Annotated in this window: 21 protein-coding genes; 9 read left to right on the top strand and 12 right to left on the bottom strand. The window is 55.1% G+C overall.

Annotated elements, in window-relative coordinates; all coding sequences use genetic code 11:
• Positions 1-48 precede the first annotated feature (48 nt).
• Both cysI and MJ923_RS10715 read right to left on the bottom strand, forming a co-directional pair.
• On the bottom strand, positions 49-1,764 hold the full coding sequence (gene cysI, locus MJ923_RS10720; RefSeq protein ID WP_240591075.1) for an assimilatory sulfite reductase (NADPH) hemoprotein subunit: 1,716 nt from the start codon (positions 1,762-1,764) through the stop codon (positions 49-51).
• Positions 1,764-3,572: an assimilatory sulfite reductase (NADPH) flavoprotein subunit gene (locus tag MJ923_RS10715; RefSeq protein WP_240591074.1), complete on the bottom strand. Its 1,809-nt coding sequence runs from the start codon at positions 3,570-3,572 to the stop codon at positions 1,764-1,766. Before MJ923_RS10715 ends, cysI begins: the two co-directional genes overlap by 1 nt.
• A 349-nt stretch (positions 3,573-3,921) precedes the next feature.
• Here MJ923_RS10715 and MJ923_RS10710 point away from each other — a divergent pair, with 349 nt between their 5' ends.
• The 4 genes from MJ923_RS10710 to MJ923_RS10695 all read left to right on the top strand — a co-directional run bounded on the left by MJ923_RS10710 (position 3,922) and on the right by MJ923_RS10695 (position 8,738).
• The gene (locus MJ923_RS10710; protein ID WP_240591073.1) at positions 3,922-5,448 is read left to right on the top strand and encodes a Re/Si-specific NAD(P)(+) transhydrogenase subunit alpha; all 1,527 of its coding nucleotides are present in this window, start codon (positions 3,922-3,924) and stop codon (positions 5,446-5,448) included.
• A 12-nt stretch (positions 5,449-5,460) separates the two neighbouring features.
• On the top strand, positions 5,461-6,945 hold the full coding sequence (gene pntB / locus MJ923_RS10705; RefSeq protein ID WP_240591072.1) for a Re/Si-specific NAD(P)(+) transhydrogenase subunit beta: 1,485 nt from the start codon (positions 5,461-5,463) through the stop codon (positions 6,943-6,945).
• Between the two features lie 1,180 nt (positions 6,946-8,125).
• Positions 8,126-8,419, top strand: a complete 294-nt coding sequence (locus tag MJ923_RS10700; RefSeq protein ID WP_240591071.1) for a hypothetical protein — start codon at positions 8,126-8,128, stop codon at positions 8,417-8,419.
• A gap of 100 nt (positions 8,420-8,519) precedes the next feature.
• Positions 8,520-8,738, top strand: coding sequence for a hypothetical protein (locus tag MJ923_RS10695; protein WP_240591070.1), 219 nt, complete (start codon positions 8,520-8,522; stop codon positions 8,736-8,738).
• An 86-nt stretch (positions 8,739-8,824) separates the two neighbouring features.
• Here the strand turns inward: MJ923_RS10695 and MJ923_RS10690 are convergent, their stop codons facing one another.
• Entirely contained in the window at positions 8,825-10,108 is a 1,284-nt protein-coding gene (locus MJ923_RS10690; protein ID WP_240591069.1) for an MFS transporter, read from the bottom strand.
• A 209-nt stretch (positions 10,109-10,317) separates the two neighbouring features.
• The gene (locus tag MJ923_RS10685; protein WP_240591068.1) at positions 10,318-11,058 is read right to left on the bottom strand and encodes a sporulation protein; all 741 of its coding nucleotides are present in this window, start codon (positions 11,056-11,058) and stop codon (positions 10,318-10,320) included.
• Positions 11,059-11,289: 231 nt separating this feature from the next.
• Between MJ923_RS10685 and MJ923_RS10680 the strand changes: the two genes are divergently transcribed.
• Positions 11,290-12,600, top strand: a complete 1,311-nt coding sequence (locus MJ923_RS10680; RefSeq protein WP_240591067.1) for a DUF5666 domain-containing protein — start codon at positions 11,290-11,292, stop codon at positions 12,598-12,600.
• 17 nt (positions 12,601-12,617) lie between these two features.
• On the opposite strand, the gene MJ923_RS10675 is transcribed toward MJ923_RS10680, so the two are convergent.
• The gene (locus MJ923_RS10675) at positions 12,618-13,511 is read right to left on the bottom strand and encodes a LysR family transcriptional regulator (protein ID WP_240591066.1); all 894 of its coding nucleotides are present in this window, start codon (positions 13,509-13,511) and stop codon (positions 12,618-12,620) included.
• A gap of 100 nt (positions 13,512-13,611) precedes the next feature.
• On the opposite strand from MJ923_RS10675, the gene MJ923_RS10670 reads away from it, so the two are divergent.
• The gene (locus MJ923_RS10670) at positions 13,612-13,974 is read left to right on the top strand and encodes a DoxX family protein (protein ID WP_240591065.1); all 363 of its coding nucleotides are present in this window, start codon (positions 13,612-13,614) and stop codon (positions 13,972-13,974) included.
• 248 nt (positions 13,975-14,222) lie between these two features.
• Positions 14,223-15,758 (top strand): MFS transporter, encoded by a 1,536-nt coding sequence (locus tag MJ923_RS10665; protein ID WP_240591064.1) that lies wholly within the window; start codon positions 14,223-14,225, stop codon positions 15,756-15,758.
• Positions 15,759-15,953: 195 nt separating this feature from the next.
• Here MJ923_RS10665 and MJ923_RS10660 read toward each other — a convergent pair whose 3' ends face one another.
• Positions 15,954-16,385: a universal stress protein gene (locus MJ923_RS10660; RefSeq protein WP_240591063.1), complete on the bottom strand. Its 432-nt coding sequence runs from the start codon at positions 16,383-16,385 to the stop codon at positions 15,954-15,956.
• A gap of 42 nt (positions 16,386-16,427) precedes the next feature.
• Positions 16,428-16,811 carry a SpoIIAA family protein gene (locus MJ923_RS10655; protein WP_126168035.1) on the bottom strand — a complete coding sequence of 128 codons (384 nt, stop codon included), beginning with the start codon at positions 16,809-16,811 and terminating at the stop codon, positions 16,428-16,430.
• A 161-nt stretch (positions 16,812-16,972) separates the two neighbouring features.
• On the opposite strand from MJ923_RS10655, the gene MJ923_RS10650 reads away from it, so the two are divergent.
• Both MJ923_RS10650 and MJ923_RS10645 read left to right on the top strand, forming a co-directional pair.
• On the top strand, positions 16,973-18,412 hold the full coding sequence (locus MJ923_RS10650; protein ID WP_420854431.1) for a coniferyl aldehyde dehydrogenase: 1,440 nt from the start codon (positions 16,973-16,975) through the stop codon (positions 18,410-18,412).
• Positions 18,413-18,421: 9 nt separating this feature from the next.
• A complete protein-coding gene (locus MJ923_RS10645; protein WP_240591062.1) occupies positions 18,422-19,006 on the top strand; it encodes a TetR/AcrR family transcriptional regulator in 585 nt (194 codons plus the stop codon).
• A gap of 68 nt (positions 19,007-19,074) precedes the next feature.
• Here MJ923_RS10645 and MJ923_RS10640 read toward each other — a convergent pair whose 3' ends face one another.
• The 5 genes from MJ923_RS10640 to MJ923_RS10620 form a co-directional block, all read right to left on the bottom strand.
• Entirely contained in the window at positions 19,075-19,863 is a 789-nt protein-coding gene (locus MJ923_RS10640) for a CsgG/HfaB family protein (RefSeq protein ID WP_126168038.1), read from the bottom strand.
• A complete protein-coding gene (locus MJ923_RS10635) occupies positions 19,860-20,249 on the bottom strand; it encodes a curli assembly protein CsgF (protein WP_418856581.1) in 390 nt (129 codons plus the stop codon). Before MJ923_RS10635 ends, MJ923_RS10640 begins: the two co-directional genes overlap by 4 nt.
• A 2-nt stretch (positions 20,250-20,251) precedes the next feature.
• Complete coding sequence (locus tag MJ923_RS10630) at positions 20,252-20,665, bottom strand: curli production assembly/transport protein CsgE (RefSeq protein WP_420854458.1); 414 nt, start codon at positions 20,663-20,665, stop codon at positions 20,252-20,254.
• A gap of 152 nt (positions 20,666-20,817) precedes the next feature.
• Positions 20,818-22,167, bottom strand: a complete 1,350-nt coding sequence (locus tag MJ923_RS10625) for a sensor histidine kinase (protein ID WP_240591061.1) — start codon at positions 22,165-22,167, stop codon at positions 20,818-20,820.
• A 5-nt stretch (positions 22,168-22,172) separates the two neighbouring features.
• The gene (locus MJ923_RS10620; RefSeq protein ID WP_240591060.1) at positions 22,173-23,615 is read right to left on the bottom strand and encodes a sigma-54-dependent transcriptional regulator; all 1,443 of its coding nucleotides are present in this window, start codon (positions 23,613-23,615) and stop codon (positions 22,173-22,175) included.
• Positions 23,616-23,631: the final 16 nt, after the last annotated feature.

Here is a 23,631-nt window from a genome sequence, read left to right as displayed (position 1 = left end):
CGAGCGGCCAAAACAAACGGGGGAAGCCTTGCTTCCCCCTGACTGGTCTCAGGCGTGGAAGTCGGTTTTACTGACTTTCACTTCGGCAACAACACCCACCCGGATCACAAAATCACCAAAACATTCACCTGGGTTGCGCTCAACAGACCAGCGGCCAATCAAGCTATCCAGTGCCGCCAGAATTTCCGCTTCGGCTACGTTATCCAAATACAATTTTGGAATACGGGTACCGGCAGTGTTACCACCCAGATACAGGTTGTATTTGCCCGGACCACGGCCCACTAAACCGGCTTCAGCCAACATGGCGCGGCCACAGCCATTGGGGCAGCCCACGACGCGCAGGATGATATGGTCGTCTGCAATGCCGTGCTTGCTTAAAATGCCTTCAACGTGGGTGACCAACGTTGGCAGGTAGCGTTCGGCTTCGGCCATCGCCAGCGGACAGGTTGGCAGTGACACGCACGCCATCGAGTTTTTACGCTGGGTGGTGACGTTCTCTAGCAGACCATGCTCGCGGGCCAACTGCTCAATCTGCGCTTTATCTTCAGCGGCAACCCCTGCGATGATGAGGTTCTGGTTTGCCGTCATGCGCAAATCGCCTTTATGCACTTTGGCAATTTCAGCAACACCGGTTTTCAGCGGCTTACCCGGGTAATCCAGCAAACGGCCGTTTTCGATAAACAGGGTTAAATGGTGCTTGCCATCAATGCCTTCCACCCAACCAAAGCGATCGCCGCGGTGGGTAAACTCGTAAGGACGGCTTGGGCCAAAGGCCACGCCAACCCGTTGTTCCACTTCTGCTTTAAAAGCATCGACGCCGATACGATCTATCGTGTATTTGGTTTTGGCATTTTTGCGGTTAACCCGATCACCGTAGTCACGCTGCACAGTCACCACGTGCTCTGCGACTTTCAGCACATGCTCAAGACCGATAAAGCCCAAATCTTCTGCCCGGCGCGGATAAGTCGATTTATCGCCGTGGGTCATCGCAAGGCCGCCACCAACCAACACGTTAAAACCAACCAACTGGCCATTTTCGGCGATAGCGACAAAGTTCAGGTCATTGGCATGAACGTCGACATCGTTGTGCGGTGGGATCACCACTGTGGTTTTAAACTTACGCGGCAGGTAGCTATCACCCAGCACCGGCTCGGTTTCCGTGGTTTCTACTTTTTCCTCACCCAGCCAAATCTCGGCATAGGCGCGGGTTTTTGGCAGCAGGTGTTCAGAGATTTTCGCAGCCCACTCATAGGCTTGCTGGTGCAACTCCGATTCCACCGGGTTTGAGGTACACAGCACGTTGCGGTTTACGTCACCGGCGGTGGCAATCGAGTCGATGCCGATTTTGTTCAGCATCTGGTGCATCGGCTTGATGTTCGGTTTAAACACGCCATGGAACTGGAAAGTCTGACGGGTAGTTAACCGAATTGAGCCGTACATGGTGTGCTCGCGGGCAAACTCATCAATCGCCAGCCATTGCTCAGGTTTGATAATGCCGCCGGGCATGCGCGCCCGCAGCATCACATTGTGCAGCGGCTCCAGCTTTTGCTCTGCGCGTTCAGCCCGTAAATCGCGGTCATCTTGCTGATACATGCCGTGAAAACGCACCAACATGAAGTTATCACCGGTAAAACCACCGGTAATTTCGTCTTTTAGATCTGTGGTGATAGTGCCACGCAAGTGGTTGCTTTCAGCTTTCAGGCGCTCGTTATCAGACAACTGGCCCTGCACTTGCAGTTCAGGCTTAATTGGATACTGGCTCATTAATAAACATCCTTCTGATAACGTTTGCTCTCGCGTAACTCTTCTAAATATTCGTCGGCTGCTTCGGCAGACAAGCCACCGTGGGTTTGGGCAATGTGCAATAACGCCTGATGCACATCTTTGGCCATTCGGTTGCCGTCACCACAAATATATAAGTGGGCGCCTTGTTGCAGCCAAGACCAGACTTCGGCGCCTTTGGCTGTCAGTTTGTCCTGCACATACACTTTTTGTGCTTGGTCGCGGCTAAATGCCACATCCAGGTGGGTTAACACGCCACGCTTCAAGTAGTCTTGAAGCTCCACCTGATATAAGAAATCACGGGTGAAATGCGGGTTGCCAAAGAACAGCCAGTTTTGGCCGGTCGCACCTGCGTTATCACGCTCTTGCAAGAACGCCCTAAACGGCGCAATACCTGTGCCAGGGCCAATCATCAACACTGGCGTATCGGGGCTTGGCAGGCGGAAGTTGTCATTGTGTTCAACAAAGACTTTCACCGGCTCACCTTCGGCCAGGCGCTCAGCCAAAAAGCCTGACGCGCCACCCAAATGGGTGCTGTCAAAGGCATCGTAACGCACCACGCCCACGGTTAAATGCACTTCTTCGCCCACTTCGGCTTGGCTTGAGGCGATGGAATACAGGCGTGGCTGCACTTTGCGCAGGCTGTCCACCAGCTGCTGTGCGCTGATGTTGGCAGGGTTTTGCACAATCACATCGGCGCTTTGCTTATCGGCCAGATAAGCGCGCAGCGCGTCCTTGTCCGCGCCAAGCGCTTGCAGTTCGGCATTGTTGCTCGCCTCTGCGTACTTGGTCACCAGCGAAGGATAAGCTTGGGTAAGCTCCAGCTCGTCGGTTAACGCCGCTTGCAACGTTAAGGTTTTGCCAGACAGTTCAACCTGCTCGCTGCCGGTTAACCCTGTGGCGGCCAGCACGCTGGCGACAAGCTCAGGTGCATTGCGGAAATACACCCCTAACGCGTCACCCGGCTGATAGGTCAGGCCGGTGCCTTCCAGCGAGATCTCGATATGACGCACGTCTTTGGTGGAATTACGCGCCGTGATCTTTTGATTAACACTTAACTCAGCTGTGGCTGGGTTTTGCTTATCATACTGGCTGTGGCTAGCCGCGGTGCCAGTCGCGCCTGGCCATGCAATCACTTTCTCGCTGGCGGCGCCAGATGCTTTAAGCAGCGGTGCAAACACATCCAAGGCCGCTTCCTGCCAGTTTTTCGCGCCGTCGCCATAATCAACATCCAGCAGGGCCGGTTCATGCAGGCGTTTTGCACCTAATGCAGCCAGTTGGCTGTCAAAGTCAGTGGCGGTTTTGCAGAAAAACTCATAGCTGGTATCGCCAAGGCCCAACACGGCAAATTGCAGCTCGGGTAACTTAGGTGCTTTTTTACCAAACAGGAACTTATAGAAACTCACCGCGCTCTCGGGTGGCTCACCCTCGCCATAGGTCGAGGCAACAATGATTAAGAATTTCTCTTTTGCCAACGCATTGGTTTTATACGAGGCAATGTCCTGCAACTGCACAGCTAAGCCACGGCTTTCGGCCGCCGCTTTGATTTTACTGGCCACGCCTTTGGCATTGCCGGTCTGCGATGCGTAAAGCACAGTTAAGGTAGCTGCTTCCTGGGCTGCTGGTGCTGCAGCAAAAGCCCCGCCAGCGGCAAATTGCGCGTTTGCAGCCAGATAACCACTGACCCAGGCCAGTTGCACGGCATTGAGCTCAAAGGTCAGTGTCTTGAGCTTGTCCACCTGCTCGGCACTGAGCGGGGACGCGAGGGATGATAATTCTTTTAACAGCATGAGGACGACCCAGTGACATTTTGATGGATGCTAGCTTAGTGAAGTTTTTCCAAAGCAAAAAAGAATAAATATTAATTTTTAATTCACTTTAGGAATATGCAGAGTCGATTTTTTAAGCTACAAAAGTGTGGCTTGGCGCAAAATTTTTGCTCCGACCAGTGGCTTAAGTCGCCACATGAAGAATATGCGCTTGTGTCAGCAGGAAGACTTGCCACAATGAGCTCACGCCGTGGAAAGCTCTGTCCCCTACAGACAGTCGCTTGAACCGAACGGTTCAATCAGTCTTGCCCTGTTTCGCCCGACACAGGACACGGTGTGTTCATGTTTTTTCAACCATCAGGGAATCGTCATGCAAATTGGAATTCCGAGAGAGAGTCTCGCCGGTGAAACCCGGGTCGCTGCGACCCCGGCCACGGTAGAGCAACTTAAAAAGCTCGGCTTTGAAGTGGCTATCGAATCTGGTGCCGGCACCCTTGCCAGCTTCAGTGATGCAGCCTTCGAGGCGGCGGGTGCCAGCGTAGTACCCTCCGTATGGCAGGCTGACCTTATTTTTAAGGTCAATGCCCCAACCGAAGATGAAATAAAAGAAATCAAAGACGGCGCAACCTTGGTGAGTTTTATCTGGCCCGCTCAGAACCCTGAGCTGGTTGAGAAATTATCACAGCGCAATATCAACGTAATGGCGATGGACATGGTGCCGCGTATTTCCCGCGCCCAGTCGCTGGATGCCCTGTCATCCATGGCCAACATCGGCGGCTACCGCGCCGTGGTGGAAGCCGCCCACGAGTTTGGCCGCTTCTTCACGGGCCAGATCACCGCAGCCGGTAAGGTCCCGCCCGCCAAGGTGCTGGTGATTGGTGCCGGTGTGGCCGGTCTTGCCGCCATTGGTACCGCAGGCTCCCTCGGCGCCGTGGTTCGCGCCTTTGACACACGCCTGGAAGTGGCAGAGCAAATCGAGTCCATGGGTGGCCAATTCCTCAAACTCGACTTCGGCGGCGAAGACGGCTCATCCTCCGACGGCTACGCCAAGGTCATGAGTGAAGAGTTTATCAAGGCCGAGATGGCCCTCTTTGCCGAACAGGCCAAAGAAGTGGACATTATTGTTACCACCGCCCTTATTCCGGGTAAGCCAGCACCGCGTCTTATCACCAAGGAAATGGTGGATTCGATGAAGAGCGGCTCTGTGATTGTGGACATGGCGGCCGCCACCGGCGGTAACTGTGAATACACGGTCCCGGGCGAGCTGTTTGTGACTGCAAACGGCGTGAAGGTGATTGGTTACACCGACCTGCCAGGCCGCCTGCCTGCGCAGTCTTCCCAGCTTTACGGCACCAACCTGGTGAACCTGATGAAGCTGATGTGCAAAGACAAAGACGGCAATGCCGTTATCGACTTTGACGATGTAGTGATGCGCAACATGACTGTGGTCAAAGCCGGTGAAGTGACCTTCCCGCCACCACAGATTTCCGTGTCTGCCGCTCCGGCCAAGGCCGCCCCCAAGGTAGAGCTGAAAAAAGCCGAGCCCAAGGAGCCTTCCAAGCTCAAGTACATTCTGGGCGCTTTGGGTCTGATTGGCTTTGGCGCCGTGGCAAGCGTTGCACCGCCTGAGTTCTTGTCCCACTTCACCGTGTTTTTGCTCTCCTGCGTGGTGGGCTACTACGTGGTGTGGAACGTAACTCACGCGCTGCACACGCCGCTGATGTCGGTCACCAATGCCATTTCGGGCATTATCGTGGTGGGCGCACTGCTGCAGATTGGCGGCGGCTCGACCCTGGTTACCGCGCTGGCCTTTGTCGCCGTGCTTATTGCCAGTATCAACATCTTCGGTGGCTTTACTGTCACTCATCGCATGCTGAAGATGTTCCGTAAGGATTAAGGGGGAATCACTGTGTCTCAAGGACTGGTAACAGCAGCCTACATAGTAGCAGCGCTGTGTTTTATTTTGAGTCTCGCGGGCCTGTCCCGTCAGGAGACCGCCAAGCAGGGTAACCTCTTTGGTATCACCGGCATGAGCATTGCGCTTATTGCCACTATCCTCAACCCGGAAACCAGTGGCGTACACTGGATTATTCTCGCCATGGTTATCGGCGGCGCCATTGGCGTGCGTCTGGCCCTCAAGGTGGAAATGACCGAGATGCCGGAACTGGTGGCCATTCTCCACAGCTTTGTGGGTATGGCTGCGGTTCTGGTTGGCTTTAACAGCTTTATCGACCTGCATCCCCAGGCGGTCACCGAAGTGGTGATTAGCGTAGGTGGCGACATCGACCAGAGCCTGGAAGCCGCCAAAGCCGCATTGCAGGAAGCCAGCAAAGCCGCCGAAGGTCATCACCTCTCCGGAGCCATGCTCAGCATCCATCTGGTGGAAGTGTTCCTTGGCGTCTTTATCGGTGCCGTGACCTTCACCGGCTCTGTGGTCGCCTTTGGTAAGCTGCGCGGGCTGATTTCCTCCAAGCCACTGATGCTGCCCCATCGCCACAAGCTGAACCTGCTGGCGGTATTGGTATCCTTCGGCCTGATGGTGCTGTTTGTCAAAGCCGACGGCGCCATGCTGCCGCTTATCATCATGACCCTGATTGCCTTCGCCTTTGGCTGGCATCTGGTGGCAAGCATCGGCGGCGCCGACATGCCAGTGGTGGTGTCGATGCTGAACTCCTACTCAGGCTGGGCGGCCGCGGCGGCGGGCTTTATGCTCTCCAACGACCTGCTGATCGTTACCGGTGCCCTGGTGGGCTCCTCCGGTGCCATCCTGTCTTACATCATGTGTAAGGCGATGAACCGCTCGTTTATCTCGGTGATTGCCGGTGGCTTTGGTACTGACGGTGCCGTATCCAGCGGTGATGAAGACCTGGGTGAATACCGCGAAACCAACGCCGAAGATGTGGCCGACATGCTGAAAAACGCAAGCTCAGTCATCATCACCCCCGGCTACGGTATGGCAGTGGCACAGGCCCAGTATCCAGTGGCCGAAATCACCCAGAAGCTGCGTGACCGTGGTATTGAAGTACGCTTCGGTATCCACCCGGTTGCCGGTCGTCTGCCGGGCCACATGAACGTACTCCTGGCCGAGGCCAAGGTGCCTTACGACATAGTGCTGGAAATGGATGAAATCAATGACGACTTCCCCGAGACCGACGTAGTGCTGGTGATTGGTGCCAACGACACCGTAAACCCGGCGGCCTCGGAAGACCCAGCCAGCCCCATCGCCGGTATGCCGGTGCTGGAAGTATGGAAAGCCCAAACCGTTATCGGCTTTAAGCGCTCCATGAACACAGGCTACGCCGGGGTACAGAACCCGCTGTTCTTCCGCGATAACACCCAGATGTTGTTTGGCGATGCCAAGGACAGTGTCGAGGCGATTTTGAAGGCGCTGTAAGCCTTGGATGCTTACGATAAGCATCATTGATAACCTCTGAAAAGGGCGCCATCGGGCGCCCTTTTTATCCCGGCTTTCCGACAGTTCCAATTGCCATTGGGGTGACTTGTCTTGTTCTGTAGAGCCGCTTTTCAAGCGGCTTAAGGTCGTGGGTCAAATGCATCCATGCTTAATGGCCAGCTCGCCATCCCTGGTTCTCGTTCGTAAGCCTGTCGCTTTGCGACACTCGCCAACCCACACCCGACCAAGAGGGGATCTACAGCAATCCCCTCTTGCCGATTTATGAATAAGAGTCCCTGCCGCCCCAGACGGCGCCGAAAGCCCCTCGGCTTTATGGGATTGCTCGCTACTGGTTCGGACTCACATCCCTGTTCGGCCGAACCAGACTCGACATCCTGTCTCGTCTACGCGCCCAATCCCAACACCCTCAGCGGCACCGATGGGGATGAAGACAGTATCCTGCAATCTAGGAGTTATGCCTGTCCTATATTCTATATTCCTCAGCAAAGGTGTTTTGGTTGGCCTGACTCTTTCTCACGCAAGATGGTGCACGAAACAAAACGGGCGCAAATCATGCGCATGCGCGCTTTCCACCCAAGGTGATTTTTGCTAAGTTCAATAATCAAATTTAAAAACAGCGTGTTGCGAGTGATTTCGCCAAGTAGCCTGACGGCGTTAGCGGCCGCGTAAGTGGCAAAAATGCAAATAGTCTTGCATTTTTAGCGAGAGCCAAAGCCTTCTGCGCGCCACGTGGGGAGATTATGCGCATGCGCACTATACAACTGTTAGAGCTACCTATGGATTGGAGTGTATTTTGAGCGACGAAAAAAAAATAGAGTTTAAATACAGTGAACCATTAAATACAATTTTACTTGTGGTCATAATGATAGCGGTAAGTGCTGTTAGTGTATTTCTCTATTTTCAAATTACACAGCCTAGTGAAAGTTCCTTGTTGTACGGTCTGAACCCATTTTATCAGTTAGGTGTCCTTTTTGTGGCCTCGTTGGCGTTTATTTTATTGATTGCTCGCCCATTAATACGCTTAATATTACTTAAACCAAATAAAAAGTAGCTCTAACAAATTGCTTAATTTCGTTACGGCCACAAAAAAGCGTGGCCTCCACGGGACTGCCTACCTGCGCTGCGGCAGCCCATTAGCAAAGCGTTATGTGGGTAAACTATGACAACTCTGCTACGCCAATTAATTGAGCATCCAAGTATCGATATAGTCAGCCCTTTTCAATTGTCTCTATCTCACGGTTTTGAAACGTTTACATGTTTGATTCGCGGTTACGGAGCCACCCAAGGTATGTTGATTGACAGTGATGGTCATAAATTTGCTACTTACGGCACTGAAATTGCCAGCCTTGGTTATGGTTATTCGTGTTTCAACATTGAAACGGAAGGTAATGCTCAGGAATTTATCGATGAAGTTTTGAACGGTGATTGGGGCAAAGTTGGTGCAAATCATTAGCCCACATAACCAGTTGCTCAAGTTTACTCCGCCAGCCTCGGCTGGCTCCGTGGGACTGGCGCATGGCGCCAGCCCCTTAACAAAGCGTTAGGTTCTGGCTATGGTTACCTTCATGTTGAGCGTTATTGGAATAATTGGTGTTTTGCTGATCTTGCTACCGACAGAGTTCATCTTAGCGTTTGATGGTCAAACAGGACGCTGGCTATATGAACATGCTGAAGACAAAGAAGCAGGTGTGAAAAAGGCTAGAAAACTTTACAGGTTGCTTGGTGTTTCTTGTTTAGTTGTTTCAGTCAGTTTCTTAATATTCACCAAATAAGCCTCTTAATTAAGATTCATCAAGGCTGTCATGCCATTTGCAGTGCAAATCGCCCGCCAGCATATGGTTCACTTATTAGAGGGGCGTTAGTCCCCTGCAAGCTCGGTCGCAAAGTCGGGGCGGGACAGGTTTTCCAGCTTGCTGTACAAATACATCACCAGCAGGGTGAGGGCGGCGCAGCTAAGGAACAGCCAGGAGCCGTTTAGCAGATCCAGCACTATGCCGCCGCCCAGGGGCGCCAGGGCAAAGCCAAATTCATAGAAGGATGATGCACCAAAATAGGCACCGCGCAGATGGCGCGGGGCAATGCGGTCGATATGCACGTTCATGGTGGGAAAGAGCACCGCCTCCGCCAGACTCATCACTACCACGGCGCCAATCCAGCCCCAGAATAAGTCGACCGGGTTTAGCCCCATCCACAGCTGCGATGCGATTAGCAGCACCAGCGCCACTTGAATACGCTTGACCAAAGACCAGTGAGCCATCAGTTTGAGCAGCAAAAACTGGCAGGTGATGATGATCATGGCATTGGTGAAAATCATCGACGAAATAAGCTCAAGCACATTGGGCACCCCGGCGCGGCTTAGGTACTGCACCAGAGAGCCATCCATCTGGCCGAAGATAAACATGCAGATAACATTGGCCAGAATAAGGCTTTGCAGCAGCCTGTCTTTGGCAAGTACCCGCAGGGTATAGCGCATCCCGGATGCAGCCTGGTCATCGCTGCCAGAGTTGGCCGCATTCCCTTCCTCGCCGAACTGACCCTGATGAGTCACCTGGCTAAACTCGTGGTTGGCAAATCCCCACCAGAGCAGCAACAGCAAAATCGCAAAGGCCACAGTGGTGATGTAAAAACTCGACTGCTCGCCGGTTAACCCCAGCCAGACACCGGCAATGGGTCCCACGGCGCAGCCCACATTCACGATAAAATACAGACTCTGCATCGCAAGCTCGCGGGTTTGGGGCTCGTGGATGATGTCACCAATCAGGGCCGCCACCAAAGGCCGCCACAGCGATGCGGCAATAGAGCAGAGGGTGATGACCAATGCAAATCCGGGCACCGAATCGGCTTCGGCCAGCAGCGAAAACGAGATAATGTAGAGCACGCCTGCACCATACATCATCTTTTGCCTGCCAACTTTGTCCGACAGGGCACTGCCGATAAAACTTACCAGCACAGACACCAGCGCCGCCGCAGATAAAATCAGCCCCACCTCGGTGGCCGACAACCCAAAGCGCTCGTAGAGGATCACCGCCAGAAACGGCCACACCATGTAGTAGCTGCCACGGGTAATAAAAGAGCCAAACAGCAAAATCCACATCAGACGCGGAAACTGCTTCACTCTGGCAAGGGAAATATCGCTTTGCATAATCCATCTCTGGGCTGGGGCATAAAGCAAACTGCCTGGAAGCGGCCTAACTTACTCATGCTTTAACGTTTTTACAACATAACATGTCTGCGGAATAAGCGCTGAAATAAACGCGAAGCAGAAGAAAGGCGCTTGGGGGCGCCACCTGAATACAGCAAAACTGCAAATAACAAAGGCGCCATCAGGCGCCTTTGGGGGGGAGGTTGTTGTCAGCGGATATGCTGTTTGAGTCTGGTAAGCACGTCACTGGCGCTGGCGTTATTGGCCAGCGAGAAGGCGGTGTAGCCATCGCCACGAAAGGCGCGGTCAAGTTCAATCAAAAGATGGGTTTCGGCTGTGTCGCACACCAATGAAATTTCCACTTCACGCAGGCTGGAGAAGCCGAAGCTGCGGGGGTGGAATTCCAGCTCCTGATAGCAACCGGAGCGGGAGCGGAAACCTGGGGCATTCAAAAAGCCCTGCTCCACATCGGCCTTGGTGAGGGCAAAGCCCAGCTCGTTCATGGCGGTCAGCACATGTTCCAGTACCGGAGTGGGCAAAATTTCAATGGCATCGTTATCGGATGGGTCGAGGGCAACGTCTATGTCCACCCCGGTTTGCAGCCAAACCTGACACTGGTTGTTGCGCACCGGCAGCGCGGTGAAGGGGGTTTCCGGATGCAGTTGGCCCTTGAAGGGGATTTCAAGCACCTGGCCGGGCTGGATTTCAAACGACTTGGCCACCCGCCACTTGGCCAGGCAATGGTTTTTAAAAAAGTCGCCGTTCTCACCGCTTACTTTCACGCGGGTCATCAGAGCAAGATCGATACCCTCGACTTTTTGCGGCACATCGCCGCCCTGAATAACGATAGTCGCCTCGAATTCCTGTCCGGGGAACAGGCGGCTTTGGTGCAATTGGGTATCAACTTTGGCGCTGCCAATACCAACGGCAGCTAGAAGTTTCTTGAACATGTATCCATCCACAGTATCAAAAGAAGCGGGCATTATGCGGTTGTGCCCGGCCCGGGTAAAGCCCGGGTTCACAGTCATTTACACGGCCAATTTGGCCTGGATCACATCTTCTCCCGCCGAGGTTAAATCAGGATTAATTGTGGTTCACATCCCTTCTCTGGCCGCCATCTGCGGCGCTAGAATCCGCGCCCTTCCCTGATAACCCGATTGCAATAAGGAGTACTTTGCAACATGAAGAAGTTAGCTTCTCTGACACTTATTCCCCTGGTCGCCAGCCTCACCGCCTGCGGCGGCAGCGACAATAACGACAGTGGCCAGCCTGTTATCCCAGCCGCCGCGGCCAGTATTTCCGGTGAGCTCGAAGCCGTATCCGGCAGCATCCTTAACATCAATGGCCGCAGCCTGGACGCCGCCGGTGCCCGCTTCGAAGGCACCAGCTTATCTGAGCTTAAGCCCGGCATGGTGCTCGACATTAAAACGGAAAAAGGCGTCGCTACCGACGTGATCCTCAACAGCGAATTACAGGCCCCGGTGAGTAATATTGATGGCGATGTGCTGACCATGGCGGGCATTCGGGTGCTCACCAAAGAGGCTCGCTTCGATGATGGCCTGAGCCTCAGTGCCATCAAGGTAGGCGATATGCTGGAAGTGAGTGGCTTTTACCTCGATGGCGATCAGCTTAAAGCCAGCTTTATTGAGCAAAGCGACGACAGCCACAGCGAACTCGAAGGTGTGGTCACGGCGCTGAGTACCGCGGCGAAACAGTTCAAACTCGGCAAAGTAACCGTTGACTACAGCGCCAGTTCCATCAGCCTGAACAACGGCGACCTGGTCGAAGTTGAAGGCCTGCTCGATGGTCTGAACCTCAAGGCCAGCAGTATCGAAAAGCAAAACCGCGAGCATAATCAGGGCGATGAAATCGAGGCCGAAGGGCTAATCAGCTGGATGAGTCAGGACGGCTCGCACCTGCTGCTCAATCAGCAAACCTCGGTGGCCATCACCGACCAGACCCGTTTTGAAGACGGCAGCGCCGCCGAACTGAAGGTGGGTAACCAAATTGAAGTGGAAGGCAGCTGGGATCTGGGCGCTATGAACCTGGTGGCCAAAGAAATTGAATTTGAGCACAAGGGCGACAGCGGCCTTGAGCTGGATGAGCGTGAATTTGAAGCTCCTGGCTTTGCCATCCTGGATGCCAATGGCCGCATCAGCCTTAATGGCATCAGCCTTAATGGCATCAGCCTGACCCTGTCATCCGCCGCCGAGTTTGATGACCTCTTGCCCACCGATGTCAACGGCAGCAACTGGGTAGCGCTCTCAGGTTACGAGCAGTCGGGCGAATTTATCGTGACTGAAATCGAGGCCGAGCAGCTAACCAGCCGCATCGAACTCGAAGGTAAGGTCCAGGCGCTGGACGCCGAGGCCGGACTCTTCGGTTATCAAACCGTGGATGGCAGCCTGAATGCCTTTGTTGGCAAGCACGGCGAGTTTGAATGCACCCTGGGCGCCAATCAGCAAATCAGCGGCTGTGTCATCGATAACTAACGCTTGAAAATGGATGCTTACAACGCGGCCATCCCCGCAAGCGCCTGCCACAGCCGCGTGGCCACGGGGCCCGGCGCGCCATCGGCACGGCGCACCAGTGAGTATCCAAACTGTTCTCGGGCACTGCAATCATTCAGTGCCGGCACCAATAAACGGCCTTCTTCGAGGGCCGTTTTTATCATCCACAACGGCAAGCGCCCCCAGCCCATCCCCTGTTCAATCAGTGACAGCTTGGTGGCAAAGCTGTTGACGTACCAGTGGCGCTGGGCGCTTTGCACCCCAAGCTTGAGGCCACGGGTGCCGCTGCCGCTGTCCTGCACCAGGATCTGGTATTCATCCTTCAGCTGCGCCACCGAGTGAAGCTCTGGGTGACGGGCAAGCAGTTTGGGCGACACCACATTCACCATCTCGCCCCGGGTCAGGAATTGGCTTTGCAATCTCACTCCGGGGCTCAGTGCCGGATTCACCGGGCTGATGCAAAGCTCGGCCAGATCTTTTTGCACCAGCTCCACCGCACCGGTTAAGTATTCCTGACGGATAACGATTTCGCAGGCGGGAAACTCGGCCTGCACCGTCTCAAAAGCCGGCAATATCGGCGCCAGCTCAAAAGAGGCTTCCACCGCCAGCGTGACTGAGGCCTCGTTCCCTCCCGCCAGGAAGGTCGCCACCTGCAACAGCTCGTTATGGGTCTCCAGGGTCCGCAGCGCCAGTTGATGGATGCGTTTGCCTTCGTCGGTAAGCGCCAGCCGGTAAGCCTCACGACTGAAAAGACGCAGCCCGAGTTGGGACTCCAACTGCCGAATGGCGTGGGTCAGCGCCGGTTGGGTCTTGCACAGGCTGTCGGCGGCGAGGCGCAGCGAGCCGCATTCCACCACGGCTTTAAGCACCTTGAGCTGATCGATAGAGGGCATAAAGATAAACCTGATAAATCATCCTGATAAATTAACATCAATATAATTTATTTTTTAACCTGTGAATACTGAGGACGGTTCATCAACATCGGAGCATTTTATGAGTAAGCTCAAAGGCATATTAAAGCTCGCGCCCATTGTTTTGCTGGCGCTGCCCATGCTTGGATTTGGCGCCGCCAAACTGGCTGGCGTGCCCGAGCTGCACCGTGCCTTTCATGCCATGAACTTGCCTGCCTGGTTTGGCTACTTTATTGGCGCTGCCGAAGTGGCCGCCGGTATCGGCTTGCTGCTGCCCCGCTGGAGCGCCCTTGCCGCCACCGGACTTGTGCCAATAATGGCTGGCGCGGCAGGTTTTCATATTGCCTTCGATGTGCCCTCACCCTTTCCGGCGCTGATCTTTATGGCGCTTTGTTTCTATATCATCAACCTGCGCCGTAAAGAGGCTATCTGGTATCCCTTCTAGGGTTCACCGGCCTTTAATGCAGCGATTTTCCATCTGGAAGGGAGTTTCTCAGGCTCCCCTTTTTTTGTCCTTTTCTCCCCTCAGACAGGCCGCGCTGTGCCACATCTTCGGCCGCATTTTTTGGCCTTTACCAGCAAACAGGGTAAAGTGGCCTATTCCGGCGGCAGACTCCCCCGGAAGCGGCATTACCCTTGATGTCGTGCCGCGATAACAACACCAATAAAAAAAGACAAAGAGAAGGACAAGTCATGAGTCAATCAAGCAATTTGTCGGGCAACGACCTTACCGAGGTCAAACAGCTCGGCATGTGGGCCTCCATCATGAGCCTGGGTTACATTTTCTGGCTGGTTGGCGGCATGGAACTGGTGGAGCGCATTGCCTACTACGGCGTAAAAGCCAGTGCCGGTCTGTATGCCAAAGCGCCTGTGTCCGAAGGCGGTCTGGGCATTACCCTGTCTGACTACGGCATTATTATTTCCAGCTGGGCGATTTTACAGACCTTTATTCCGGTTTTTACCGGCGGTATTTCCGACCGGGTGGGCTACAAAGAAACCATCTTCGCCTCCACCATCATTAAAATCTGCGGTTATCTGTGCATGGCGTTTTTCCCAAGCTTTTGGGGCTTTTTGGCAGGCGCCATGCTGCTTGCGGCCGGTACAGGTATCTTTAAGCCAGGTATTCAGGGCACCCTGGTGCTGGCAACAAGGCGCGACAACAGCTCCATGGCCTGGGGGATTTTCTATCAGGTGGTGAATATCGGCGGCTTCCTCGGCCCCTTGGTAGCCGTGCATATGCGCCAGCTCTCCTGGGACAATGTGTTCTACGCATGCGCCGCAATTATCTCGCTTAACTTTTTGTTTTTGCTTACCTATAAAGAGCCCGGCAAAGAAGCCCGTCTCGAGCGCCAGCGTAAAATCAAGGCCGGCGAGCTGAAGCAGGACTTCCTGTGGAAGGATGCCTGGAACGAGCTGAAAAAGCCGGTGGTGATCTACTACATGCTGGTGTTTGCCGGTTTCTGGTTTTTGTTTAACTCGCTGTTTGATGTACTGCCCATTCACATTGCCGAATGGGTGGATACCAGCGTGATTGTTTCGACCCTGTTTGGCGAAGAAGGCACCCGCAGCGGCATTTTGCAGTTTTGGCTGGGGCTGAATAACGAAGGCACCAAGGTAATGCCAGAAGGCATGCTGAACCTGAACGCAGGCCTTATCATGACAAGCTGCTTCTTGGTGGCCGCGCTGACCGCCAAGTACCGCATCACCACCGCCATGCTGTGGGGTTGTCTGCTGTCCATCGGTGCCTTTGTGATGATTGGCGCCACCCACGCCGCCTGGTACATAGTGCTGGCGATTGCCATGTTCTCTGTGGGCGAAATGATGATTAGCCCGAAAAAGAACGAGTTTATGGGCAATATCGCCCCCGAGGGCAAAAAAGCCATGTATCTGGGCTTTGTGATGCTGCCACAGGGCATAGGTTGGGGCCTGGAAGGCTACTTCGGCCCCAAGCTGTATGAGATGTACGCCTCTAAAGAAAAGTTCGCCCGCCAGATGCTGGGTGAAGAAGGCATGAGTCCGGCTGATGTGGCCGCCATCCCCCAAGGTGAAGCCTTTACCCGCCTGGTGGAATTCACCGGCCGCGGCAGCCGCGAGCTGACGGAAGTGCTCTACAATGCCCACAACATTGGCATGGCCTGGTACATCATCGCCGCCATCGGCACCATCTCGGCGGTGGGAATTTTTATCTACGGCAAGTGGCTGCTGAAGATGCAGCAGCAAAGCGCCTGAGATAGCCTGAATACGCGTTAACCTCAAAAAAGCAGCCACAGGGCTGCTTTTTTATTGTCATGTTGGCAAAGCGACAGACAAACGGGGATCCCCGTAGGTTTGTGAGCATACAACCTTCCTGGGCTTGCGCCTTCAAGACATAAGCCCGCACAACACAGCCCCGCTCGAAACCTGCGTCACCACCTCATTCGTGGTTTACTTCACCACCAGCACAGGGCACTTGGCACCATTGGCCACAGCTTCAGCCACATTGGCGTGCAAAAAGTGGCGAATGCCTGAGTATCCGTGGCTGGCAATCACTACCATGCCCACGTCAGACTCGTTGGCCTCTGTGATGATTTCATCGGCGGCCTCACCCATACGGATTTTGGTTTCCACCTGCAAATCGGTATTGAGTTTGGCGAGCAGCGACTTCATCTTCTCGGCGGCCGCCTCCTCCATGCTCTTGGCCAGCTCCTCTGGAGTGATAGCCAAAATCATAAAGTTTTCATCGCCCATGGGCCTTGGGACCACGTGCAAAATTTTCAGCCCCACCTGATACAGGTTGGCCATTTCCACCGCATACCTGAGGGCATGGGATGCCGTTTCCGAAAAGTCGGTCGGCCACAAAATTGCGTTACTGACCATAATTACCTCCAGATCCAGCCTGGTTAATGTGCATGCCTGACGTCAATCGCCAAGCCACTCCAGCGCATCCTGACGGTCAACAAAGAACCTGGCATCGGCCGGGGTAAACCAGTCGGCAAGCTTGGTCAGCCACTCTTGCCAGCCGGGTTTACCCACCACGGCAATCTTTTCAAAGTGCCGCCCGTGTTTGATGCCAAGCTTCAGGTCGTCCCACATGGCCCGCGCTTCCCAGCCTTCCAGCTCGGTGGCATCCACCAGCATGTAGATGTCAGGGTCTTTTACGCCTTCAATGGCGCCTTCCAGCACAGGCACCATGCGCTCGTAGTCTTCGTGGGTTAAAGTGCCAACCACCTTGAGCACCACAAAGAAATCATCTTTGCCATGGCGTTCAACGCCAATGGTGAGTCCGTGTCTGAGAGTTGTCATATTGTGCTCCTTCACCACTTTCTCTGTTTATTGTAGGCAGGCATTGCCCCTGCCAAAGGTGATCCCGATCAAGTTTTTCTCGAAGGCATTGTCAAAATCCGTCCCCCGGACTACCATAGACCGACTAATCAGTCGGTTTTATTTTCAGCAAGGATATCACCATGAATGCAGCCACCCAGATGCAGCAAGCCACATCCGGCGAAATAGCCGCAATGCAGCAGATTTTTGCCAGCCAGCGCTCGCACTTTGCCAGCCACAGCTATCCGGACTTAAGCAGCCGCAAAGCCGCACTGCAATCACTGAAAGCCGCACTGCTCGAACAACAGGATGCGCTAATAGCTGCGCTTTCCCGGGATTATGGCCATCGCAGCGCCGACGACAGCCGTATCTCCGACATCATGCCGGTGGTGAATCACATCAACTACACCCTGTCCAACCTCAAGCGCTGGACCAAACCCAGCCGCCGCCATGCAGGCATACTGCTGGCACCGGCCAGTGTGAAGGTGGAGTATCAGCCCAAAGGGGTTATTGGCATTATCGTGCCCTGGAACTTCCCGGTGATGCTGAGCCTGGGGCCGCTGGTCACCGCCATTGCCGCCGGTAACAGTGCCATGCTGAAGATGTCGGAATTTACCCCCGAAACCAACAAGGTGCTTAAATCCCTGCTGGCAAAGGTTTTTGCCGAACATCAGGTGGCGGTTGTTGAAGGCGAAGCCGATGTGGCCGCCGCGTTTTCGGCGCTCGCCTTCGACCATATTCTATTTACCGGCTCCACTGCTGTGGGCAAGCATGTGATGCGCGCTGCCAGTGCCAATCTGACGCCGGTTACACTGGAGCTTGGCGGCAAGTCGCCGGTGATTGTGGCGCCAGACATGGACATGGATACCGCCGTTGAGCGGATGATTTATGGCAAGTGCCTGAATGCAGGACAAATCTGCGTAGCACCCGACTATGTACTGGTGCCTCAGGGCAAGGAAGATGCCTTTATTGCCGCCTATCAGGCCAAATTTGCCGCCCTCTATGGCAAGGTTGAAACCAATAACGACTATGGCGCCATTATCAACGAGCGCCAGTGGCAACGGCTGATGACTGTACTGGACGATGCCAAAGCCAAGGGCGCGACAGTGCACAGTGCCAGCGGTGAAGCGCCGCTCGATGCCATCCGCAAGTTGCCGACCCAGCTTTTGACCAATGTGAATGATGAGATGCAGGTGTTGCAGGAGGAAATCTTCGGCCCGCTGCTGCCAATCATTCCCTACGCCAGTCTTGAAGACGCCATCGCGTACATCAATGCCCGCCCAAGACCGCTGGCGCTGTACCTGATGAGCTTCGATGGCCAGACCCAGGACAAGGTGCTCAAGGCCACCCACTCCGGCGGTGTCTGCCTCAATGAAACCGTATTCCACGTAGCCGCAGACGATGCCCCCTTTGGCGGCATAGGTCCATCTGGCATGGGGCACTATCACGGCGAAGAAGGCTTTCGCACCTTCAGCCACGCCAAAACCGTGCTCAAGCGCGGCCGCCTGAATACCGGCAAGCTGGTGCATCCGCCCTACGGCAATGCCATTCAGCAGTTGCTGATGAAAGTATTCTTGCGCTGAGGTTTGGCTATGAGCAAAGTCAGCGGCGGCGCAGATAAACGCAGCCAGATCCTGGATGCAGCCCTGAAGCTTTTTAATTCACAGGGCTTTCATGGCACCTCCACCGCCAGCATCGCCAAGGCGGCGGGGGTGGCAACCGGCACCCTGTTTCACCACTTTCCCACCAAGGAAGCACTGCTGGAAACGCTGTTTCTGACAGTGAAAAAGGAGTTTGCCGATGCCCTTGGCGCCATGGCATTGCCCGGCAGCGACCTGGAGCAGCAGGCCAAAACCCTCTGGCTCGGCGCCCTCGACTGGGGCATAAGCAACCCGGACAAGCAGCAGTTTTTCCAGCAGTTTTCACTGTCGGTGGAAATCCCGCTAGCCCTTCGGGAACAAGCGATGCAGGGGATCCTCGGCTTTATCGGCACCATGATTAGCCAGGGGCAACAGCAAGGGATTCTCGCCCGTTTGCCGCTGCCGATAATGCTGGAGAACTGCCACGGCCAGTATCTGTCTGCCACCCGCTTTTTTCTGGACCGCCCCGAACTTGCCCTGGACCCAGAGCACAGAGACGCGAGCTTTCAGCTGTTCTGGCGTGCCATGCGCCCCTGATGAACAGGACTGTGACAAACAAAAAGGGTGCCAAAGGCACCCTTTTTGTTATTGGGGAACAGGCTACATCAGCCTTCCTGCTCCAGCTGCTGGCTGCCGGGGGCAGTTTGCGAGGCAGACCAGTAACCCTGGCGAATGCCTTTTTCAATCAGCTCGGCCACAGCAACTTCAATGGCTTGCTGCACACAAAACTGCACCGGCTCATTGGTGGTAAAGCCTACCTCGGCCTCCGCCAGGCGATTGAGGCTGGTGAAGCGAAACAGCCCGGCGCGCATCTCCTGGGACATCACCCGCTTGGTGGTGTTTACCGACATCAGTACCTTACCGCTGTGCACATCCACTGCGCGCAAATAGATGGTCACCTGATCTTCACGGTACATTTCAGAGGCGCCAATGCCGTAGTATTCAACCCCCACACCACCTGTGCTGGTGTTGGTTTCGTAGCTGATAATGCCGCCTTCAAGCAGCAGTCTGGCATTGGCCATGGTGGGCAGCTCATCGCCTTTCTTCTGGCGATTGATAAACTTACGCTCGGTCAGCAGGTTTTGCAGCCCTTCACGTTCCACCGGTGTAAACCAGCCCGAATCCAGCAGGGTTTGCACCAGCATGGAGGTGGCGCCCTGGGTCACGGCGGTGGAGAAGCTGCTTACGTTGGCCTGCGGTTTATATTGCCCGGTTTGGTCACGGAAGGAGTACACGGCCACAGGAATGGGGAATTTGGGGCCGGGCTGAGCCTTGAGCGACTCCATGGTCTGGCTCAGTGGATTTACCTGTGCCTCGGTGATATTCAGATCCGGCTTGGGCACAAGGCTGCAACCACCCAGAGAAAGCAGCAAAGCGGCGGCTAAGAGTCTCATGGGTTACCTCCATACACGGGCATCTCAATCACTGTCACTTCGCCGGTGAGCTGGTTGGTGATAGTGAGGATAACCCCGGCGCCATTGGAGGCCACCTCAATGCGATAATCGCCGGTGTCATAGACGCCGTCAGTGATATCGCCATCGGCCACCTTGCGGGTGATGGAGTTGATAATGTTGCGCTCCAGCGACTCTTTAAAGCGGGTCACGAAGTCTTTTTCGTTGGAAGGCGACTGGTTATCGTTTTGGCTTTGGGCCTTGTTCAGCAGAAACGAGCCATTGAGCGGCGAGCCGCCGAAGCTCGGATTTATCGGGGTGTAGACCAATTCGGTCCCCTGGGCGGAAAAGCCGAGCGCCAGCACCGCCATCACTAACATCCTTTTCATTGTCATTCCTGTTTGCTGTGTCCGAGTTCTATGTCATCACCGACGATGGCATTGGCCCTGACCTGCGCCAAATAGTCCACCGTGATAAGTACCGCCTGCTCGGCCTTATCCTTGATTGAGCTGGCTCTGCGGCCAAAGTGAGTGCTGTAAATCTTGGTGCCGTTAATCTCCATCACCAGCAGGGTGCCGGCCTGGGGAAATACGGTTTCGGTAAGGGTCACATTAAAGCCCTGGGTAAAGGGCAACTCGCGCCAATAGGAGGAGTAATAGAAGCTGAATTCCTTGCCAAAACGGGTCAGGGTTCGGTCGATAACCAGACCACTGATCTCCACTTCATCGTCATTTGCCTTGGCAGAAAACGGTGAAAACGATAACAAGGACAGCAATAAGGCTGTCAATAATGCCTGCTTCAAGATGCCTCTCCTTAGGCCGCAGTGTCCCGCTACATCACTCACGAACAAGCAAGCAATTTATCAGGAATGGCTCGGAAAGGTCATCATAAAAGGCTAATCTTTACAGCAAATTAGCCCAAAGGTATAGATAGCAAACTGGCGACTAATACTTTTGTTCAGGCGCCCTGGGCGGGCAAAAACAGCTGCACTGCCAAGCCGCCACCACTGCGATTTTGCAGGCTGATGCGGCCATCGTGAGCCTCGATGATTTCGCGGCAAAGGGCAAGCCCAAGCCCGGTGCCCTGCTGCTTGGTTGAGTAAAACGGCAACAGTGCCTGAGACAGCACTTCCGGCGACATCCCCGGCCCTCTGTCCATCACTTCAATCACAACCCCTGCGGGGCTGGCAGCCGAAGCAGGCTGAGTCCGAACCGCCATGGCCACCTCCTGAGGCGCCGAGCCACTTTCGTGGGCGTTTTTCAAAAGGTTCAGCAGCACCTGCTCCAGCTGCACTTCATCGGCAATCAAGGGCTCGGTGGGCAGTTCACCAACCACCACAAATGGGGTTTGCAGCCCGAGTTCATGGCACAGCCGCGCCATATCCACCGGCGCCTTGATGGGCCGAGGCAGGCGGGCAAAGCGGGCGTAGCCCTCAATAAACTCGCCCAAATGTGCCGTGCGCTTGTCTATGGTATCGAAAATCAGATTGAGCCTGGGCTCATCCAACTTGCCCGCCAGCATACGGCCCGAGTTCACCATGGAGCGCATCGGCGCCAGCGAGTTATTCAGCTCGTGGCTGATAACCCGTATGACCTTTTTCCACACTGCTACTTCCTGACGACTGAGCTCGCGGGTCATCTGCTTAAGCAAAATAAGCTGATGTTCAAAACCATTCAGGGTGAAGCGGCCACGGCTGATATGCCAGGTCTCGCTGTCGCCTTCCCGCTCTAGGGTGAACAGGCCGTCGGTGTCACCGGTCAGAATGGGCGCCATGGGCTCACCGATGGCGGCAGCGAGGGCTGTCAGGGTCATGCCTGTGATGCCTTTGCCGCCATGGAGTTCATGGCGGGCAGAATCATTGGCATAAATGATGTGGCCGCTGCTATCAAGCAGCAACATCAGGTTGGGAGAGTTTTGGATCACCTTATCGAGCAGCAGTTCGCGCTGATACAGATGCTGCCGCTCACGGCGCAATGTCTCGCTGGCGCGGTTAAACAGCGACGAGAGTTTACTGAGCACTGGGTCGTCACTGCCCGGCAGCGAGGCGCTGAAGTCGTTATCGATAAGATTAAGCAGCCCAAGCTCCATCGACTTAAGGGCATTGCTGAGCCTGCGGGTCAGCCAGGCGCTGAGCATCAGCGACACAAGCGCGCCCAGCGCCAGCGACGGCATCAGCCAGTCAACGCCAAAGCGGCTCACCACCAACCACACCAGAGCACTGCCAAGCGCCCAGCTGAACGCAATGGCCAGCAGCAGTCTTGCTCTTAATCCCAGCGCCGCCAGGGGTTCGTGTTTATCATCCGCCAAGGACTTTACTCACTCTCTTTGGAGGGCTTGCCCTCAATGCCGAACTTCTCCATGCGCCGGTACAGAGCCTGACGGCTAAGGCCGAAGGACTTGGCCACCCGGGCTATTACCCCGCGATGCTCTGCGAGTGCCGCTTCAATCTCACTGCGATCGGGCTCGCTGTTGATTGACTCAGGAGCCGCTGCTGTAGCGGCAGTCGCAACTGACTCAGAAATCTGAGCGGATGCCGCAAATGCCGCTGCCGGCGAGGTTGCGCTGGCGGCTGAATTAACGGGTGACACCGCCGCCAGGCCGAAATCGGCAGCGCTCAGGGCCTCGGCCCGTGCCAGGATAGATGCGCGTTTGCAGGCGTTTTCAAGCTCACGCACGTTGCCCGGCCAGTTGTGGGCCAGCAGCGCCGCCCTGGCCTGATCATCCAGCTCGCGACCGCCGGTAAAGTACGCCACCAGCGGCAGCACGTCGTCTTTACGCTCCGCCAATGGCGGCAATGCCAGCTCGACCACATTGAGGCGATAGAAAAGGTCTTCCCGGAAACGACCATCGACAATGTCCTGCCGCAGGTCCGCATTGGTCGCACTCAGCACCCGCACCTTGCACTTGCGGGTTTGATGGCTGCCAAGACGCTCAAACTCACCGGTTTGCAGCACCCGCAGCAACTTGATTTGGCCGGAGAGTGGCAGATTGCCAATTTCATCCAGAAACAGGGTGCCGCCATCGGCAGCTTCAAAACGGCCAATCCGCGCCTTGGTAGCGCCGGTAAAGGCGCCGGCCTCGGCACCAAAAAGCTCGGCTTCCATCAGCTCTATCGGCAGCGCCCCCACATTCACCTTGATAAAGGGCTTATCTTTTAACGGCGAGTTGGCGTGCAGTATATCGGCGAGGCGGTCTTTTCCGGCGCCGTTGGGGCCTGTGATAAGCACAGAGACATCGGATTTGGCCAGCTGCAGCGCCAAGTCCACGCAGCGCTCCATCGCCGGGCTGCCAAACACCAAACCGCAAAGGTCGGCTTCATCAAATACCGCAGTACGTTCCGCCTTCTGGCGCTTAAGCTCTCCATTTTCGCGGGACAGCTTATGCAGCGAAATCAGGTTGCCGATACTGATGAGCAGCTTGGCATCGTCCCAGGGCTTGCCCTGATAATCAGCGGCGCCGGCTTTCATCAGCTCCACCGCCATTTCAAGCTCGGTCCAGGCGGTCAGCAAAATGATAGGAATGGATGGACATTCAGCGCGGATGGCATGGAACAGCTCTCGCCCTTCCTCACCACTGGTGGTATCGCGGGTGAAGTTCATGTCCTGGATCACCAGCGCAAATTCATGCTCGCCAATGGCCTTCAACGCCGCTTCCGGGCTCTGCACACAATGGCTTTTATAGCCGTTCAGCTCGAGCATCAGCGAAAGCGCCTGACAAACATCCAGATTGTCGTCGACGATGAGTATCTTATCCATTTGATTCATTTTGAGT

The sequence above is a fragment of the Shewanella zhuhaiensis genome (assembly GCF_022484835.1).
In the GTDB taxonomy this organism is placed as follows: domain Bacteria; phylum Pseudomonadota; class Gammaproteobacteria; order Enterobacterales; family Shewanellaceae; genus Shewanella; species Shewanella khirikhana.
Note: the sequence above shows the minus strand (reverse complement) of the source record. Positions and strands in the feature narration are given on the sequence as shown.